The following is a 16,436-nucleotide window of genomic DNA, read 5'->3' on the forward strand; positions in this document are numbered from 1 at the left end:
AGTTAAATTGCAGAAGCGCTTTACAGCCGCACCGATTGGCTCACGTTATATCGGTGCGAAAGTTGAGTTAATTAGGTTTAGCTTATTTCTTTTTTGGTGTTTTTCGTTCTCTTACACAAAGGGTTCGTTTCACTCCGCATTTAAACTGAAATTCAACTATTCGTTCCTTATAAATAATGCCTCGCTCGATTGTTTTTTTGAAAAGCGATACATCAAAGTCTTCTAGTTTCTCAGTTTCTTCTAATAAGACTAGGAGCGATTGGAATTGCTTTTCTAAATAAAGTTGCTCCTGCATGTTTTCCTCCAGGCTGTCCCGCTCCTGTTGGAGAATTTCCTGTTCATAGATGAGATGTCTTAATGTTGCATCGTAAATGGCATCCCTTGTGGCCGATTCTTTCGCGGCTAGGTCACTGATGCGATCGGTTATGGCTTCAATTTGCGTGTTTAACTCCTCCAGCCTTTGTTGTTCCGGTGGCGAGAGGGATGCTTTTGCAATGGCCTGTTCTGCTTCCTCAATTACTTCATCGAAGTTCTCTTTCATATCTCTTATTATTTTCATAAATGCATTTTCAAGGTCAGTCTCATGGACATAGCTTGTTTTACAATCCTTATAGTCTGGATCTCGTCCTGCAGTCACTCGGCATTGCCAAGCAGAAATGTAATACTTCTCACCCTTCCTGCTTGAAGTCATCCGCCTTCGTATCACCGGCCTTCCACATTCTCCGCAAAAGTACTGATTAGAAAATGGGCTGTGTCCACTAAAGTGTTGCCGATACTTTTTATCCGGGTCCCTCATCATCAAACTTCGCCTTTTTATTTCTTGTTGAACGGCTTCAAAGGTTTCTTCGCTGATAATTGCCGGGTGGGTATTCTTCACATAATATTGTGGCTGAATATCGTGGTTGCGAACGCGTTTATGGGTTAAAAAATCAATCGTAACGGTCTTCTGTGCTAAACAGTGGCCTTGGTACTTCTCTTGTTTTAAGATTTTATAAACCGCATCTGACGTCCACGTTTTATTCCCCTTTCCTGTCTTTAATCCGTCTTTTGTCAGGCCTTTTGCAATTCTAGGACACCCTTTGCCTTCTAGGAATTCTCGAAAAATTCTTCTTACCACCTCTGCTTGCTCTTCGTTGATAATGATTTCTCCATCTTCAGTTGTGTCATAGCCCAGGAAGAATGTAGTCGGCATATGAACAATTCCTTGTTGAAACCTCTTTTGTACTCCCCATTTCGTATTTTCACTTACACTGCGGCTTTCTTCCTGTGCCATCGAGGATAAGATGGTTAGGAAAAGCTCTGACTTCGAATCTAGTGTATCAATATTTTCCTTTTCGAAGAAAACGCCCACGGCAGGACGTAGATTCTTGAGCATCCTTATTCGGGAAATGCAGTCAAGAGTGTTACGTGCGAAGCGGCTGATTGACTTTGTCAAAATATAGTCAATCCGCCCTTCTTCACAATCTTGTATCATTCGGTTAAATTCTGTACGGTTCTTTGTAGAAGTTCCTGATATCCCTTCATCTGCATACACATCAACAAGTATCCAAGCTGGGTTTTTACTTACATAATCTTTATAATGAGCCACTTGGAGGTCATAACTGCTTGCCTGCATTTCTGATGCAGTTGATACGCGGGCATAAACAGCAATGCGTTTCTTTTGTCCATCAGGATTCTCTTCAGTACGACCTGTTCTGGCTTTTGCCGGAATTATCCGTACCCTTGAGGGACTTTGATGGTTACTCATCTCTTTTCCTACCCCTTTCTTAAATCAACTATTGTTTCCTTACCGTCAATCCAATGCATACAAAAGGACATTGGTGTTATCGCTTTTACACGCACTACCCATGCCCTTAAAAATGAAATATTTTGAAGTTCTTTTTGTAATTGTTTAGATGGATCCCTCACTGCATCTAGTTCCTTGAGTTTTGTCTTTGCTTCTTCTCTAAAAGCAAAGTCTTGATCCAGTAGCTCCCACCAATCCTCCCTTATCTTTAGTTCTTTTTCAATAGATGCTCTTTTCGATGCCAGTTCCTCAAGTTTCTTATCTGTACTATCCGCTTCAGCCCCATTTGCATTAATCAGTGCAATGTTCTCTTCTAATAAAATTTGTTCTAAATCCAAGCGAAGTCTGTTGTAAGAAAAGTCCCTTGCAGCAACAGCTCTTGTAAGATCCTTTTTCATTCTCTCCATGTCGTACATAAACCGTGCCAGCCGGTAACGCTCGAGAAATGCTTCTTGCATGGCTTCCCTAATCACCTCTTCTTTAATGCTTCGCGTAGTACACAGTTCTTTACTTTTTACGTTATTCTCACACCGCCATCTAACAACTTCTTTGCAAAGAAATCGATGTAAATTCCCTCCGCATTTCCCACATTGAATTCGGCTGGAAAGTGGGTAGCGGTTCACCTTTTTAGTTTTATTCGGTTTTTTACGCCTCTCTAGTTCTCGTTGAACTGCTTCAAATGTTTCTCGGCTCACAATCGGTTCATGGTGGTTCTCAATAAAATACTGATTTCGTTCTCCATTATTGGCCACTCTCTTATGTGAAAGGTAACTTTCTGTATAGAATTTCTGGCAAACCACATCCCCTGTGTAGTCCCGATTGAGTAGTATCAATCGAACTGTGGCGGAAGACCAATCTGTTCGCCCGTTAATTTTCTTATATCTCTTTTTTATGAATTGCTTAGCAATTTGAGCAGGTGTCTTTCCATTCAACGCTTCCTCAAATGCTTCTCGAACAATGTGCGCTTCTTCTTCTATAATGATCCATTCTTTCTTTTCGTTCTTTTGGTAGCCCAGCTTTCTAACAAAGACTGGTTCACCTCTTTCATACCGCTTTTCTAGAGCCCAGTTTATATTCTCTGAAATACTTCGGCTTTCTTCCTGTGCTGTCGCAGATAACATGGTAAGGATAAACTCACTTGCCATATCGCCTGTATCAATATTTTCTTTGTCAAAAATAATTCGAACACCAAGCTCGGTCAGTTCTCGAATCGTGTTAATGGCGTCCAGTACATTTCTCGCAAATCTAGACACCGACTTGCAAAGAATAATATCAATTTTCTTTTCATAAGCGTGTCGGATCATTCGATTAAAGCCTGGCCGCTTCGCCATCGAAGTTCCAGTCCTTCCTTGGTCTGTATAAATGTCAACCATCTTCCATCCCGGTGTGGAGCGAATTAATTGAGTGTAATGCGTTTTCTGGTTATCAAATGACCCTTCCTGTTCATCCGAAAGGCTGCTGACTCGTACATATGCAGCCACTCTTAATTTCTTAGGTTGTTCTGCAGGTGGATCCATTACTGAAAGACCACCTGAGCTTTTTGCAAATGAACCAAATAATGTTTCTGCCATGTTTTGGCCTCCTTTCAAATTTCATCCCTTTTTCGTAACACCTGGACAATACTATTCAATCATGGTCACCCAAAAAAATATTCTGCTGAATCCGCTCTGTATCAAGGTTCTTCAGCTTTTTTGGTTATTGTATATATCACTTAATTCCATCCTAATAGCAAGTAATTAAATGGATAAAAAGCAGAAAAAAGAGCTGATACCCTGAGAACTATCAGCCCTTGTAATGCCGCTTTAACCCTTCTTAATAAAGCCATCAAATCCGGCTTTCTTCATTTTTTCTAGCAATACTTCTGCATTTTTCTTATCTGAAAATGCTCCAACTTGCACACGATATAATGCCTTCCCATCTGGAGGCTTTTTAATTGGATTAGAAGATTTCAAGACGATCAAGGAGCCTGTCTCAATCCAACTCATAATCCCTGCCGATTCTTTTCCTGTCTTCTTATCTATTTTTTTGCCAAGCAACACACATTGTCTACCACCCTTTACGACTGCCTTTCCACTGGATACAATTTGTGTTACTTTGTGGTAGGAGCCTGTCCTTACCCAATCTGGAATCTCAGCCCCACCTGGATAATATCTATTGGCTGAATCTTTTACAGCCACCACATCCCCGACCTGAATGCCTGGCGCTCCTGATGCATGACTGTTTTCTTTATTTAAGGAAGTACGTACTGCAGCACGGAAAGTATCCATACTTTCACCATGCTTCGGAAACCAATGCATCACATCCGCATGATTGCTTGCGATTCTTTTACTAGCTCCTTCAGAATGGCAAATAATATCTTCTTCAGTTAAATCATATTCCCGGCAGAGCTTTACACAAAGATCCACTGCATTCTGCCAAGCCTTTCTAAAATAGCCTTCGTTCTTTGAAACGTTATAGCCTACCATCGCAGATCCTTTTCCATAAGAAAATCCACCAGGCTCACAAATCTCAAAACCAATGTGCGTATTATTTGCAGCTCCGCCAGCATGCCAACCACGATGATTCCAAGGCAAGTACTGCCACACCCCTTTATCATCAACAAAGGCATGAACTGCAACCTGACGATTGGTTTCACCCGCTTTGTAAGACTTATTCCAACGGCTGAACCAGTCTGCAGCCATAACACCTGGTGTAGCGGTAGAGTGGACCATAATTCCTTTGGGAGCAATCTTCTTTCCAGCTGTAAAACAATCATTTCTCGTCATATACTTAACGTTTAGTTCCATTCTGATCTTCTCCCTTCGCTTTTCCATTCAATTGAGCTAAGACATCTTTCAATTTCTGTGGTACCGGAAGTCCAATCCTTGTTGAATTTTCCATAATGCTTATTCCTTCATTGGAAAGATAAAAAAAGATGACGGCTGTGCGAATGACACTACCCTCACCAATCAGTCGGCTGTCAATGATATGAGCAATGCCGACAAGTATAAAAATAAGGATCTTTTTGAAAATCCCTCGTGCACCAATTTCACTAGAAAGCTCTCGATTAATAATCGCAACCATAATGCCAGTAATGTAGTCTACAATCACAAAAATAATAAGAGCGTATAAAAAACCATCAATTCCCCCAAGGAGCCAGCCCAACCAACCGCCCACTGCTGCAATTACTGTTTGTACAACTATCCAAAACTCTTTTATTGCCATGTTTCTCCCCTCGCTCTCCAACCTGTTTTAATCTATATAAAAAGACGCCTGTGATAAGGAATCACAAAGCGCCTGTATTTTCATTATTTAATAGGGTGCGTAATACACATAACCACTAGCCTTCACATAAAATCCGTCACCTGGAACATAGATAGCTCCACCAAATGTATCTGAATTGGTTGTTGTAAACCCCGGTTGCTCGACTCCTTCCCAAGTCAGTCCATCAGCTGAGACATACAGCATGCTTTCCTTAAACAAAGCATATTTTCCCCAATCTTCCATCCAGATGATATTTTCTGGATTTGGAATGTTATTATTGGCGAGATCCCCGACATGAGATAAATTAGTTTCTGTAAGCTCGGTCGCACTGTCGTTCATTACACAAAGATTTACATGAAAAATCCCACTAACATAGCGATATTTCATTACAAAAAGCTTATCGTTAACCGAACGGACATACATATAATATGTATTTAAATCCTCTGGAATGGTTGTTGCCCAAGAACCAGGGCTGGAAGTGCTTGCTGCTGCAATGGAACGATCTCCACCAACAACACCCACAAACTTTCCTTTATGAGTGGTCATGTAACTAAAGATGGGAACTGATGAACCATCCGCTCCGACCAATGTCCAGGCTGTTCTTTCTGTTAAAGAATCGAAGCTGTAATAGACAGGTGATTTATAATACCACCAGCTAACAACCCCAGAACCAACACTAGAGTCATAGGCTCCTGTGGTCATCGAGTTCTGGGCTCCCTGACAGTACCCAGCATTGTGCCAAGTGACGCCATCAAAAGAAGCAATAAGATTAGCCAATCCTACAATCTTTGCTAAAAACACTCCACCACCAGCCCACAGAATTTCTGGTTGGCCGTAGCTCCACCAAGGAACATCGACCACTGTCCATTCTCCAGTACCTTTATTAAAATACGACATATACGGTGTTTTGGCATAGTACACAGCAATCTGTGCATTCCCATTATCATGAACTTTGATTTGCTTTTCGCTTCCATACTGGGTGTAACCAAAATCATAATAATATTTCTTTTGCCAACTCAAGGTGGGGATGGGCAGAATGAGTCCACCTCTACCACCAAAAGCAGTCCAAATTGCTAGTGTATTGTTAAAGTTGCTGTGATAACTCATGGTCTATCCCACCTCCACCTTTTCGATCCCAGTAATTCTGCCGCTGCTATCTGTTGAATAGTTGTAACTTGCCGTCTCTCCATCGGCATAGACAATATCAAACCTTGCAGCATCTACTGTCAAAGTTGATACTTCTTTTAACAACAACTCCGAAAAGATTTCTTCCAAAGTAATACTTGTGATTCGTCCGTTACTATCAGTTGTATAACTATAATCAGCAAAGTACTGATGCGTATCCCCTTTTTCAACTTCATAGGTTACATGAATCATAGTTGCATCAATAGTCAAATTCTTTACTATCGTATAGGAAACTCCCAGCTGGTCCATTTGGTACTGAAGACCATTAACAGAACTGCCCACATCATTTAGTGAACTTTCCACTTTGTTCATCGAGTTTTCAATGCGATAAAAGGTATCCGAAATACTCGGCTTATATCTCCCTACTTCCACTCGAATGTCATAACGATAAAAGGGATTGTATTCCAAAGAGATGATCCTTGTTTTCACATCAATACCGAGTGGCTTGAACACAATATGCACATTATCTCCGACTGCTAGATTCAAAAGTTTAAAGAAAGAAATATTATATGAAGAGGCATTTTCCCTTGAATCATGAGAAACCGATACATCCGTGACGTTTTTTGAACCCATCACTTGCTGATACTCACTACTGCCTCGATGTTTTCGAATGTTAATCAAATAGCCGTCATATTCAATTTCGCCGCCCAAAATCGCAATGTATTGCATGAGGGCTGCCCTTCTTGTCACTTCTTGGTTAATTTTCATCGTGCAGCTTTCTGTAAAATCAAACGTTCCTGCTGAAAAAGGAGTTCCCAATAATAGCTGATTCAACCCAGCTGCAGGATCTCCCGTAAAATCAAACACATCTATATTAAATATCTCATCATTTAAAATGTAAGTCACATGCTCACAAGTCACCGAACAAACTGGTAGACTACCTTGCATAGACTTCGAGATTTGTACAATTTCAAAAAATTGATTGTTTAGCTTGGCCAGTTGCTTTGTCTTTAAGGCAAGGGCAGACTTGGCTAGAACTGTAAAAGATAGCGTAAACTCACCTTCAAGTGTTTCTCTTAAGTTCGCTGACATTACTTTTCTAATTGTTTGAATGAGTGTATTTCCTGAATAAATCTCTATCACCAATCTGCCCTCCTTTTACGAACCTGCGACTCCTAAGTTTCTGACGGTCACTGTATTTTGATTCCATTGAAGCTGAGCAATAATTCGGGTCAATACATTTCCATCAATCGTCAATGGAATCGTCACATCAAACACTGCCCCACTGCTTCCCCCACCAACTCCAGTAACCACGCTATCCATATCTAAATCAAAATCGGTCGGAATAGCTCCTTCCATATCATTTTCAACATCTTTCATGGCATCTGAAAAACCAACACCTATCCCTTCTCCCATGTTTTCACCAATACCAGCAAAAACTTTTGAAGGAGAATGAATCCCAAGGACTCCTTTCACACCACTGACAATACCACCAACAAAATTACTAACCTTGCTTTTGATCCATCCAACCATGGAGGAAATCCCGTTCCAGAGACCTTTGACAATATTAACCCCAATTTCTCCGATGGAAAGAGCAGCTTTTCCTATTCCTACAAGGATTGCGGAAACGATCCGTGGCAGTTGTGCTACTAATTGAGGAATAGCTTTAATAAGGCCAGCAGCTAATTGAATGATAAGCTGAATGCCCATCTCAATAATCTTTGGTAGGTTTCCTGTTATGAAATTAAGAATTGCCATAATAATGGATGGAAGAGCCTCTATTAATCTTGGTAATGCATTGATAAGCCCCATCGCTAGTCCTTCAATAATTTTAAAGGCGGCATCCAGTACCATATCTAAATTGTTAATCAGTGTTTCTGCTATTAATAGGACAGTTTCCACGATCGTTGGAATTAGTTCAGGCAGGGCTTCTCCTATTCCTTCTGCCAAGGTCACAATCATGACAAGAGCTGCTTCCACAAGAGCTGGTAAATTTTCAATAATTCCATTTACTAAAGTAAGAACCAGTTGGAGTGCGCCTTCTGTAATATGAGGTAAAGCTTCTATTAATCCATTGACTAATGTCATAATAATATTGGTTGCCGCTTCAATCAGTGTCGGGAGATTTTCGATAATTCCATTTACGAGTGCTAAAATTAAATCCGGTGCCACTGCTGCAATTGCAGAAATAAGGCTGGTTAAAATATCAAGTATCTTTGGAAGTATTTCGGCGATCTGTTCGACCGTTTCCTTTGCTCCCTGCGTCAACACTTCGGATGCACCTTCTTGTCCACTAATTAACCCCGTCAAACCATCAAGGATCATCGTAAAACCCGGAAGAAGCTCGGAAACAATGTTATTTTTCACCCCTGTAAAGGATCGGGTAAAGTTATCCATGGCATCCGTATAACTAACAGCGGCATCTACACCTTCATCACTCATCACCATTCCCAAATCGTGTGCCTTTTGCTTAAGTTCCTCTGTTCCCTCTGCTGTCTGATTAAGGAGAGCGGCTAATTCCACAGACGAATTACCGAGAAGGTCATTGGCAACTGCAGCCTTTTCACCCTCATCCGTCATACTCTGTAAGCCCGCAACGGTCATCTCAAAAATTTCTTCACGGCTTTTCCCTTGCAAATCTTCCATAGAAATACCCAATCGTGCGAACTTATCTGCAGCTGAAGAACTTCCGTTAATGGCATCATCTACCGTGTTGTTCAGTTTTTTCAGTCCGTTGTCCAAAATATCAATACTTGCACCGTTTTGAGAAAGAACATACTCCCATTCTTGATAACCTTCCCTGGAAAGTCCCATTCTTTGGCTTGCTTTATCAATTTCATCGCCTGCTGCAGCTGCATCGTTTGCCATATCATACAGTTTCTTTCCAGTGGCTACTGCCGCCGTCCCAACTGCTGCCATTGCAACACCAATACCAGCGGCTACTCCTTTTACAATGGATCCTAACTTCTCAAATTTATTTCCTGCATTATCCGTCGTCTTAGCCGCATCCTCAATCTCTTCCGCAAAATCATCTGCTTCTTTTCCAGCATCGTCAAACCCGTCACTTGCATGTTCCAAAGCTCTATTATTTTCATCAAGCTCTCTTTCCATTCCATTAAGGGCTGCCTGGGCATTATTAAGCTGGATTTGCCAAGCTTGTGTTCTTTTATCATTTTCACCAAAGGAAGTGGCGGCATTTTGTAAGGCCTTCTCAAGGGTACCGATTTTGTCCTTCTGTGCATCAATCTCTTTATTTAAAACTTCATTTCTTGCCGTTATCGCACCAAGAGATTTATCTTGCTTATCAAATTGAGAGGTTACTAGTTTCATTTCACTACCTAGTACCTTGAAATTGCGATTGATGTCTCTTAAGGCATTTTTGAACTCTTTTTCCCCTTCAACCCCAATTTTAAGACCAAAATTGTCTGCCACGACTCCACCTCCTCTCCTTTAGGCATAAAAAAATACACCCATCTCTGAGTGCACTTGACTAGATTCCCACCGGAATCACATCATCAATCGATACTTCCATCAATGGCTTGGCTATTCCAGTAAACTGCTTATGACATTCCCATAAATCCATTAAATACCCCATAGGCATGAGCCACACTTCTTCTTCCCTATGATTTAATTGGGCAGTACCATAATAAATAAGTCGGATAAACAACTCCTCATCACTTACCCGACTTCCACGTTTTTTGATGGTTCACTCTGAATATGCCGCTTTGTTCCTTTCAGCATGCTAGACATAATAGCATTCTTGTATTCTGCTAATTCGAAAGGAGTGGTTAGCAATTCCACTTCATCCTCTTTCAGCAATTCCTTCTTATCATCCTTGTTTTTCAGATTATGAATCAGGATTGACTGATTAGCTAGCAATGTGATGAGCCAGACAATCTCATCCAAAGCTAGTTCAAAATCCTTTGAATTCATTAGCTTTGTCCCAAGATTCTCAAGGCCACCATACCGTTTAGCAATTTCTTTCGTAGCCTTTGTGGTCAAAATCAATTTGTATTCCACACCGCCAATTTCAATAACAGCACTTCTTTCCTCTGCTGCATAATCAATCTCCAATGGTGCCTTCTCTATTTGTTCATCTGCCACTTCTCATCATCCTCCCGTTTTAAGATACATCCACCGTAGCCACATCTGTCTTCACAGCACTAGCACCAACCGAGTTTAATACACAGTAGTAATAATAAGTTCCCACAGTAAGATCGGTTGGGATATCAAAGCTTGCTGAGGTTTCCCCATTAATAACCGTTCCACCTGTCGTGCTATCGATTGTATTTTCATACCATTGATAAGTAACTGGATAACTGGTATTTGTGCTCGCCACTACTGATAGACTCCCAGAAATACTACCTTCTATTACTTCTGTTAATTCAGCGGGCTGGGTGGTGACCGTAATCGTTGGAGTCACTGGTGAAAAATCAGGCTCATATACAGTACTGAACCAATTCGTGATGGTTTCCTGGGCTACACCATTATCCCCTTCTGTGACTTCCGCTTTCCATGGATGTTTATTTTCACTGTCTAGCTTATTTCGTCTAAAAACGGTACCTTCTATGGTAGGACTACTAAACGTAATCGATTCACCTTTTGTCGTAAGGTTCGTGGTAGGAATGCTAAAAATAACCCGATACAGCCAAAAGTATCGGTACTTCCCATTCGCTTTCTTGGCACGAAATCCAACCGCTACAGGACTTCCTCCATCTTCACTTCTTGAAACCACGACATTGTTGCTATCAATCTTACTTCCTGTTAAATCTTGTGCCGCAATTGAACCAATATCATCAATTCCAAGGGTTAATGTGCCACTATTAAATTCCTTTACAATTTCTGATGCGCCATCATCCGCATAAAGGATGGCTTCAATGAGTTCAACACTGAGTTCTGCGGTCATGGCTTTTGCTAGTATTTTGGGACTTTCATATGTTTCAATGCCATTCTCATCTTCTGTGATCTTGGCATAAAATAAACGGTCCAATCCGATTGTTGCCATTTAATATTCCTCCATTTCATATTCTTTCAAGACATCAATGGCATAATGATGATATTTTGTATCATCTTCAAATCCGATATATTGTCGATCTGTTATGGTTATATCTCCATTTAAAAGAAACTTTGTTAGCTGTTTCTTTATTGGCTGGTAATTCATTTTTGTAAAAAGTGAGAGCCGTGCTTCTTCAATAACGGTAAGAGCCTGATTATCAGCAAAGAAATCCAACCTGTCTGACATAGGTGTAATGACAATGTACTCATCAGGTGGTTTCTTGGAAAAGACACCTGTTTCAATGGGTATGCCGATGGGTTCAAGTAAGGTATTTAGGTCTTTTAATAGACTCATAGTTCCTCAATCTCCTTATCCAACGCTTTCTCCATCGCTTCAACACAAGCCTTTCTTGTAGCTGACTTTGTAGGTTTTAGCCAAGGTTTAGGCGGTTGCCCCGATTTCCCATACTCCAGTACCGCTGCCTTCAAAGCATTAGAAACTCCTTTGCTGTCTTTGGTTGTAGGAATACCTACCCTAAGGTTCCAGTCCCCTTTTGCATCTTGGACAGCCTTTGTTGTTTCAAGTGAAGCTATTAATTCACCAGAAGACTGAGAGGGTTCCTTTGTACCTTGGCCAATTCTAGCAGATAGATTCCTTTTTGCTTTCTGGATGACTGGCTCTGCTCCCTTTTCTAGCACTCTTGGAACAATGTCATCAAAGTGACGATTTAATTTAGAGATTCTTTCTAAAAAGTCATCTGGCATTTTCACTCCTGCTCTGGCCACCCCCTCACCCCTTTGACCCCGTAATTTTTTCAGCTAGCACTTCTACATACATGCCTCGTTCTTTGATGTCCTCAACACTTAAAATGTTGTATCGCTCTTCCTTACAGCCAATGATTAAATCCGTGGTTACCTCAAGTTCCCGAGGTTTTCTAAAACGAAATAGAGAGCTGGCCTCAGAGAAGCTGGCTCGATTTTTCCAAGCTTCACTCCCATGACGATTCTCCTTATAAGCTCGAGTGGAAGTTAGAAGTTGTTCTTCCTGGATGACAAAGCCTTCTTCATCTTTGCTGGATTCCTCTTTAAAAATATCTATCCTTACATTCATTTTTCCTAAACTCATATGATCACTTCCTTATTGAGGCGAAGGAGCATATTGACCACATTCCATACTTGCTTACTGGCTTCCACATTGTCAGCAAAAAAGCCACCAGTACTACCATCCCGACTTTCATAAAAGTGAGATGATAGCATGATGACAGCTTGTTCGGTGGTAGGATGCATCGGATTTTCTTTGTAAAAGCCATCCGGTTTCTTTTGATAACTTTCCGCATAGGAAACAGCAGCAGTGATGAAACCAGAAAGCAGAATATCGTCATCATCATGATTTAGAATAAGGTTTTGTTTCACCTTAGATAATAGCTCTTCCATCACTGCTCCCTCCTTTTTTTATTCAGCGTTCATCAAGCCTGATGCTTTTAGTTTTGCTAACAAAGCATTAAAATCACTAACCAGGTTGGCAACATCTGCAGCCGTACTATCTGCTTGGCTATCAGCCGGTTTTGCTTCTGCGCCATTAAATAACAGCTTACCGCCTTCAACAATAACCAGCGAACCTCCAATGACCGTCTTTTCTCCGCCTTGTTCGGTATAGTTCTTTACATTACTCATCCACTATCACCTATCCTTTCTGTTGAAGCACTTTAATCGCTTCAGGAAGAATCAGCTTTCCATCCACCCGCTGTGTTGCCTTAAATCCAACTTGTCCTGTAGCGGCATAAAGTTCATTTAAACGCTGGAAGGAACGTCCTTGTCGATCAGCTACCCAGTAATATCCGAAATCGCCAAAAGCAATCGTCTTCGCACCCGCTTCAACTGTTGGCACATAAGCAGATGTTTTTACAGGACGATTTAAAATTGTATCAGGCTGTCCTGCTTGGATTGATGGTTGCCATAGGTATTGACCATTTCCGTCTTTTAGCTTCCGAATCAATTTAACAGTTGCATCATTCATAACAAAGATGGCCTTTTTACGATAAGGTGACTTTAAGGCATAGAATAAATCCATAATCTCATCGACCGAAACAGCGGTAGCTGAAGTGCCGGTAACCCCTAGTTCAGCTCCACCTGTTGCATTAAAAATGCCAGTCGGTTTTCCGGTACCATCTCCAACGAAGAAAGCTTCTTCTTCTCTGGCACCAATCCGTCTGGCAAATTCTTTTGCAATATAAGCTTCAAGATTAAACACACTATCATTCAAAAGTTCTTCGGAAACTTTAATCATAGTGGCTAATTTATATGCCCCGATTGAAACTTGACCAAAGCTATCATCTGATTCAGGAATAAGACCTTCTTCATCTACCCAAGAAGCGGATCCTTTTGAAGCAACGACCGGAATTTTCCGATCTCCTGATGAAGTAGTGATGACCTTAGCTAATGAGCGGAAGATATTTTCTTGTTCTAATGATTCAATGAGTGTTCTTTCAAACTCATCTGGAGCAAGGTATCCACCCTCAGAATCAGTTCCAATCTTCAAAGCATTCTGTACTTCATAGTTACTTTTGTTTCTCATCGATTTCCAGAACGCTTGTCTGTATTCATCTGTTGCTCGCCCTGTTTTTTGCCCCTCAGTTCCTGTAGGTTTTGAGGTAATCGGCTGATTAATCGGTTTGGAAAGTTCTAAATCAATGGCTTGCTGTCTTTCCAAACGGTCAATTTCCTTCCCAAGATTAACAACTTCTGCCTCCATCTTTTCATATGTGGATGTATCTTCGGCAGAAAGGATTCCATTTTCTCCTCTTTTTGAATCAAGAAATACCTTTGTTTGTTCCCATGCTTTTGCTCGTTTTTCACGCAGTTCTAATACTTTACTCATCCAAATCTCCTCCTTAAAATTTTAAGAGTTCTAGCCTCTTGTCTAATAAAGTGATGTCTGTTCCCTTTTTCTCTCTTTGCGGCAATTTGTGTAAAAAGGAATTCACCACCGCCATTTTGTTGTAAATAATCCCTTCATCCGATGAATCCTGATTACTTTCTTCTTGGAACATGATCGCATCAGCAAAACCAAGTTCCACCGCTTTTTTGGAATTAAACCAACTTTCATCATCCATCATGTGCGAGAGCTTGGTCCTTGAAAGACCTGTCTTAAGTTCATAAGCATTGATAATGCTTTCTTTTACCTCACTTAGCATCTGGATCGCTTTCTTCATTTCTGCTGTATCTCCAAATGCAATGGTCATCGGATTATGAATCATCATCATGGAGACGGGCGACATTTGAACTTCACCACCTGCCATTGCAATGACTGAAGCAGCACTAGCGGCAATTCCGTCAATCTTTACGGTCACATCCCCTTTGTAATCCATGAGCATGTTGTAAATTTGACTGGCTGCAAAAACATCTCCACCTGGTGAGTTAATCCAAATGGTGATGTCCCCACCATCATTGTTTAGCTCTGACTTAAACTGTTTCGGTGTTACTTCATCGCCATACCACGATTCCTCAGCAATGACTCCATCCAGATGAAGTGTCCTGCCGTCTTCATTCTTGACCCAATTCCAAAACTTCTTCATGGCTTATCCCTCCTCATATTTTTCCGTCCATGCTCCGGCTTTTGACATATCAACAAAGTTCCCGTTCACTAAATATTTGCCTCCACCCTGTTCTTCTGGGATCAGGTTCATCTCTTCTAGTTCTCGGATGTCATTTGCTGACATGACCCCGTTTTGTCGCATGATTTGATAGAATTGTGCTCTTGATCCTGCATCTCCCCGAAGTCTTCCATTCAGATTAAATTTGATAAAGTACTCTTTCTTATCCGTTTCACTTAGCAGAGCCTTCTTCATGGACTGTTCAATCCTTGTCACCCAAGGCATGATCGTATTGTCGATAAAGCTAATTGATTGATGTTCAATATTACTGAAGGTTGCTTTATCCAAGTTGGCTACCAAATGAGGTGGAACACGAAAGATTCTACAAATCTCCTCCGTTTGAAACTTTCTTGTTTCTAAAAACTGTGCTTGTTCAGGTGGAATGCCGATGCTTTGAAATTTCATCCCTTCTTCAAGGACTGCAATTCGGTGGGCATTGCTGCTCCCTTGATAGACGGCATTCCAACTTTCTCGTATTTTTGCAGGATCCTTCACAACACCAGGATGCTCTAAAACACCCCCGGGGTTTGCACCATTAGCGAAGAACCTAGCCCCATATTCTTCGGTTGCAAGAGCCATTCCAATCGCATTTTTAGCCATAGCAATCGGTGAATATCCAACAAGACCATCAAATCCAAGTCCCGGAATATGAAGCACTTCCTCACTTCGAAGGATGACCGAGCCCGTATCTTTTCGATATTCATAGTAAAGTTCTCCAGTAGAAGTTCTATCCACTACCATCCTGTCTGGAAGTAAAGGGTAAAGTGAAAGCACATTGCCCCTGCCATCTCGGATAATCTGTGCATAGGCATTTCCCCATAATAAAAGATGACTCATCAGTGTTTCTCTAAACACAAACGAAGTCATCTCAGCATTTGGCTCATCATGAAGCTTGAAATATAAACTGTTTTCTACTGCTTTTTCCTTCCCATTATCAGTGTATCTGTATAGATGAAGCGGAAGGCTCGCGATGGTTTCTGCTAGTATCCTCACACAAGCATAAACCGCAGTTGTCTGCATTGCCGTTCTTTCATTGACTGTTTTCCCGCTTGTCGTACCACCAAAGAAAAAGCTATAAGAACTTCCTAAAAAGTTGTTTTTTGGACCATCTCTTGATTGAAATAATCTTGATAAGATTGGAATTCTTATGGTGTCCACCTCCTAAAAAAGAGCATAAAAAAACACCCTTGATAGAGTGTTAGATTGTTTGCTTAGATTTGATTTCCCTTAATGTGTCTTTTGCCATCTGTACAGCTTTAGGCTCTTCTTTGTTAATTCGATCCGAACTAATAATGTACTCCAAAGCTTCAACCGTTTTATTGCTCTTAATAATTCTTAATACCGCATTAACACGAGTTCTAGTACCTCCGTAATCTTTATCTCTTCCTTGACTATGAAATACTTCCCGAACAAACTCATTTTTAAAATTTTTGTCGTTTTCTAATTGATTAAATTTATTCAGAATCTCAGCTGCATATTCCCCAACAAACCATCCGCCTGCAGATTCAATATTTCTTTTCAATGTCTTATCCTGCATTATTATCACCTCTAATGCAATTGTAACAAAATATTCTGCAGCCGGAGTTAGCAATTTCACTGGCTATCAACCGTCATTAACCTCCCATAATCAATCA

General features: G+C 40.9%; 19 protein-coding genes. All 19 read right to left on the reverse strand.

Annotated elements, in window-relative coordinates; all coding sequences use genetic code 11:
* Positions 1 to 82: 82 nt before the first annotated feature.
* Positions 83 to 1,747 carry a recombinase family protein gene (locus NCCP133_RS19670; protein WP_264806941.1) on the reverse strand — a complete coding sequence of 555 codons (1,665 nt, stop codon included), beginning with the start codon at positions 1,745 to 1,747 and terminating at the stop codon, positions 83 to 85.
* An 8-nt stretch (positions 1,748 to 1,755) separates the two neighbouring features.
* Complete coding sequence (locus tag NCCP133_RS19675; protein ID WP_264806942.1) at positions 1,756 to 3,357, reverse strand: recombinase family protein; 1,602 nt, start codon at positions 3,355 to 3,357, stop codon at positions 1,756 to 1,758.
* 231 nt (positions 3,358 to 3,588) lie between these two features.
* Positions 3,589 to 4,572, reverse strand: coding sequence for an N-acetylmuramoyl-L-alanine amidase (locus tag NCCP133_RS19680; protein WP_264806943.1), 984 nt, complete (start codon positions 4,570 to 4,572; stop codon positions 3,589 to 3,591).
* Complete coding sequence (locus NCCP133_RS19685; protein WP_264806944.1) at positions 4,556 to 4,990, reverse strand: phage holin family protein; 435 nt, start codon at positions 4,988 to 4,990, stop codon at positions 4,556 to 4,558. The genes NCCP133_RS19680 and NCCP133_RS19685 overlap by 17 nt, the downstream gene beginning before the upstream one ends.
* Positions 4,991 to 5,077: 87 nt before the next feature.
* Positions 5,078 to 6,136, reverse strand: a complete 1,059-nt coding sequence (locus tag NCCP133_RS19690; protein ID WP_264806945.1) for a hypothetical protein — start codon at positions 6,134 to 6,136, stop codon at positions 5,078 to 5,080.
* Between the two features lie 3 nt (positions 6,137 to 6,139).
* The gene (locus NCCP133_RS19695; protein WP_264806946.1) at positions 6,140 to 7,297 is read right to left on the reverse strand and encodes a phage tail protein; all 1,158 of its coding nucleotides are present in this window, start codon (positions 7,295 to 7,297) and stop codon (positions 6,140 to 6,142) included.
* A 15-nt stretch (positions 7,298 to 7,312) separates the two neighbouring features.
* Positions 7,313 to 9,586 (reverse strand): phage tail protein, encoded by a 2,274-nt coding sequence (locus NCCP133_RS19700; protein WP_264806947.1) that lies wholly within the window; start codon positions 9,584 to 9,586, stop codon positions 7,313 to 7,315.
* Between the two features lie 58 nt (positions 9,587 to 9,644).
* Positions 9,645 to 9,821: a hypothetical protein gene (locus tag NCCP133_RS19705; RefSeq protein WP_264806948.1), complete on the reverse strand. Its 177-nt coding sequence runs from the start codon at positions 9,819 to 9,821 to the stop codon at positions 9,645 to 9,647.
* A gap of 11 nt (positions 9,822 to 9,832) precedes the next feature.
* Positions 9,833 to 10,258 (reverse strand): hypothetical protein, encoded by a 426-nt coding sequence (locus NCCP133_RS19710; protein WP_264806949.1) that lies wholly within the window; start codon positions 10,256 to 10,258, stop codon positions 9,833 to 9,835.
* Positions 10,259 to 10,277: 19 nt separating this feature from the next.
* The gene (locus tag NCCP133_RS19715) at positions 10,278 to 11,159 is read right to left on the reverse strand and encodes a major tail protein (RefSeq protein ID WP_264806950.1); all 882 of its coding nucleotides are present in this window, start codon (positions 11,157 to 11,159) and stop codon (positions 10,278 to 10,280) included.
* The gene (locus NCCP133_RS19720) at positions 11,160 to 11,504 is read right to left on the reverse strand and encodes a hypothetical protein (RefSeq protein WP_264806951.1); all 345 of its coding nucleotides are present in this window, start codon (positions 11,502 to 11,504) and stop codon (positions 11,160 to 11,162) included. It lies immediately after the preceding gene.
* Positions 11,501 to 11,935 carry an HK97 gp10 family phage protein gene (locus NCCP133_RS19725; RefSeq protein WP_264806952.1) on the reverse strand — a complete coding sequence of 145 codons (435 nt, stop codon included), beginning with the start codon at positions 11,933 to 11,935 and terminating at the stop codon, positions 11,501 to 11,503. The genes NCCP133_RS19720 and NCCP133_RS19725 overlap by 4 nt, the downstream gene beginning before the upstream one ends.
* A 4-nt stretch (positions 11,936 to 11,939) precedes the next feature.
* A complete protein-coding gene (locus NCCP133_RS19730; RefSeq protein ID WP_264806953.1) occupies positions 11,940 to 12,275 on the reverse strand; it encodes a head-tail adaptor protein in 336 nt (111 codons plus the stop codon).
* Positions 12,272 to 12,583, reverse strand: a complete 312-nt coding sequence (locus tag NCCP133_RS19735; protein WP_264806954.1) for a head-tail connector protein — start codon at positions 12,581 to 12,583, stop codon at positions 12,272 to 12,274. The genes NCCP133_RS19730 and NCCP133_RS19735 overlap by 4 nt, the downstream gene beginning before the upstream one ends.
* A gap of 18 nt (positions 12,584 to 12,601) precedes the next feature.
* Positions 12,602 to 12,823 carry a head fiber protein gene (locus NCCP133_RS19740; protein WP_264806955.1) on the reverse strand — a complete coding sequence of 74 codons (222 nt, stop codon included), beginning with the start codon at positions 12,821 to 12,823 and terminating at the stop codon, positions 12,602 to 12,604.
* A gap of 10 nt (positions 12,824 to 12,833) precedes the next feature.
* On the reverse strand, positions 12,834 to 14,027 hold the full coding sequence (locus NCCP133_RS19745) for a phage major capsid protein (protein WP_264806956.1): 1,194 nt from the start codon (positions 14,025 to 14,027) through the stop codon (positions 12,834 to 12,836).
* A 13-nt stretch (positions 14,028 to 14,040) separates the two neighbouring features.
* Positions 14,041 to 14,724, reverse strand: coding sequence for a head maturation protease, ClpP-related (locus NCCP133_RS19750; protein ID WP_264806957.1), 684 nt, complete (start codon positions 14,722 to 14,724; stop codon positions 14,041 to 14,043).
* A 3-nt stretch (positions 14,725 to 14,727) separates the two neighbouring features.
* Positions 14,728 to 15,945 (reverse strand): phage portal protein, encoded by a 1,218-nt coding sequence (locus NCCP133_RS19755; RefSeq protein ID WP_264806986.1) that lies wholly within the window; start codon positions 15,943 to 15,945, stop codon positions 14,728 to 14,730.
* 55 nt (positions 15,946 to 16,000) lie between these two features.
* The gene (locus NCCP133_RS19760) at positions 16,001 to 16,399 is read right to left on the reverse strand and encodes a hypothetical protein (RefSeq protein ID WP_264806958.1); all 399 of its coding nucleotides are present in this window, start codon (positions 16,397 to 16,399) and stop codon (positions 16,001 to 16,003) included.
* Positions 16,400 to 16,436 lie beyond the last annotated feature (37 nt).

Source organism: Cytobacillus sp. NCCP-133, from assembly GCF_026011715.1.
Classification (GTDB): domain Bacteria; phylum Bacillota; class Bacilli; order Bacillales; family Cytobacillaceae; genus Cytobacillus.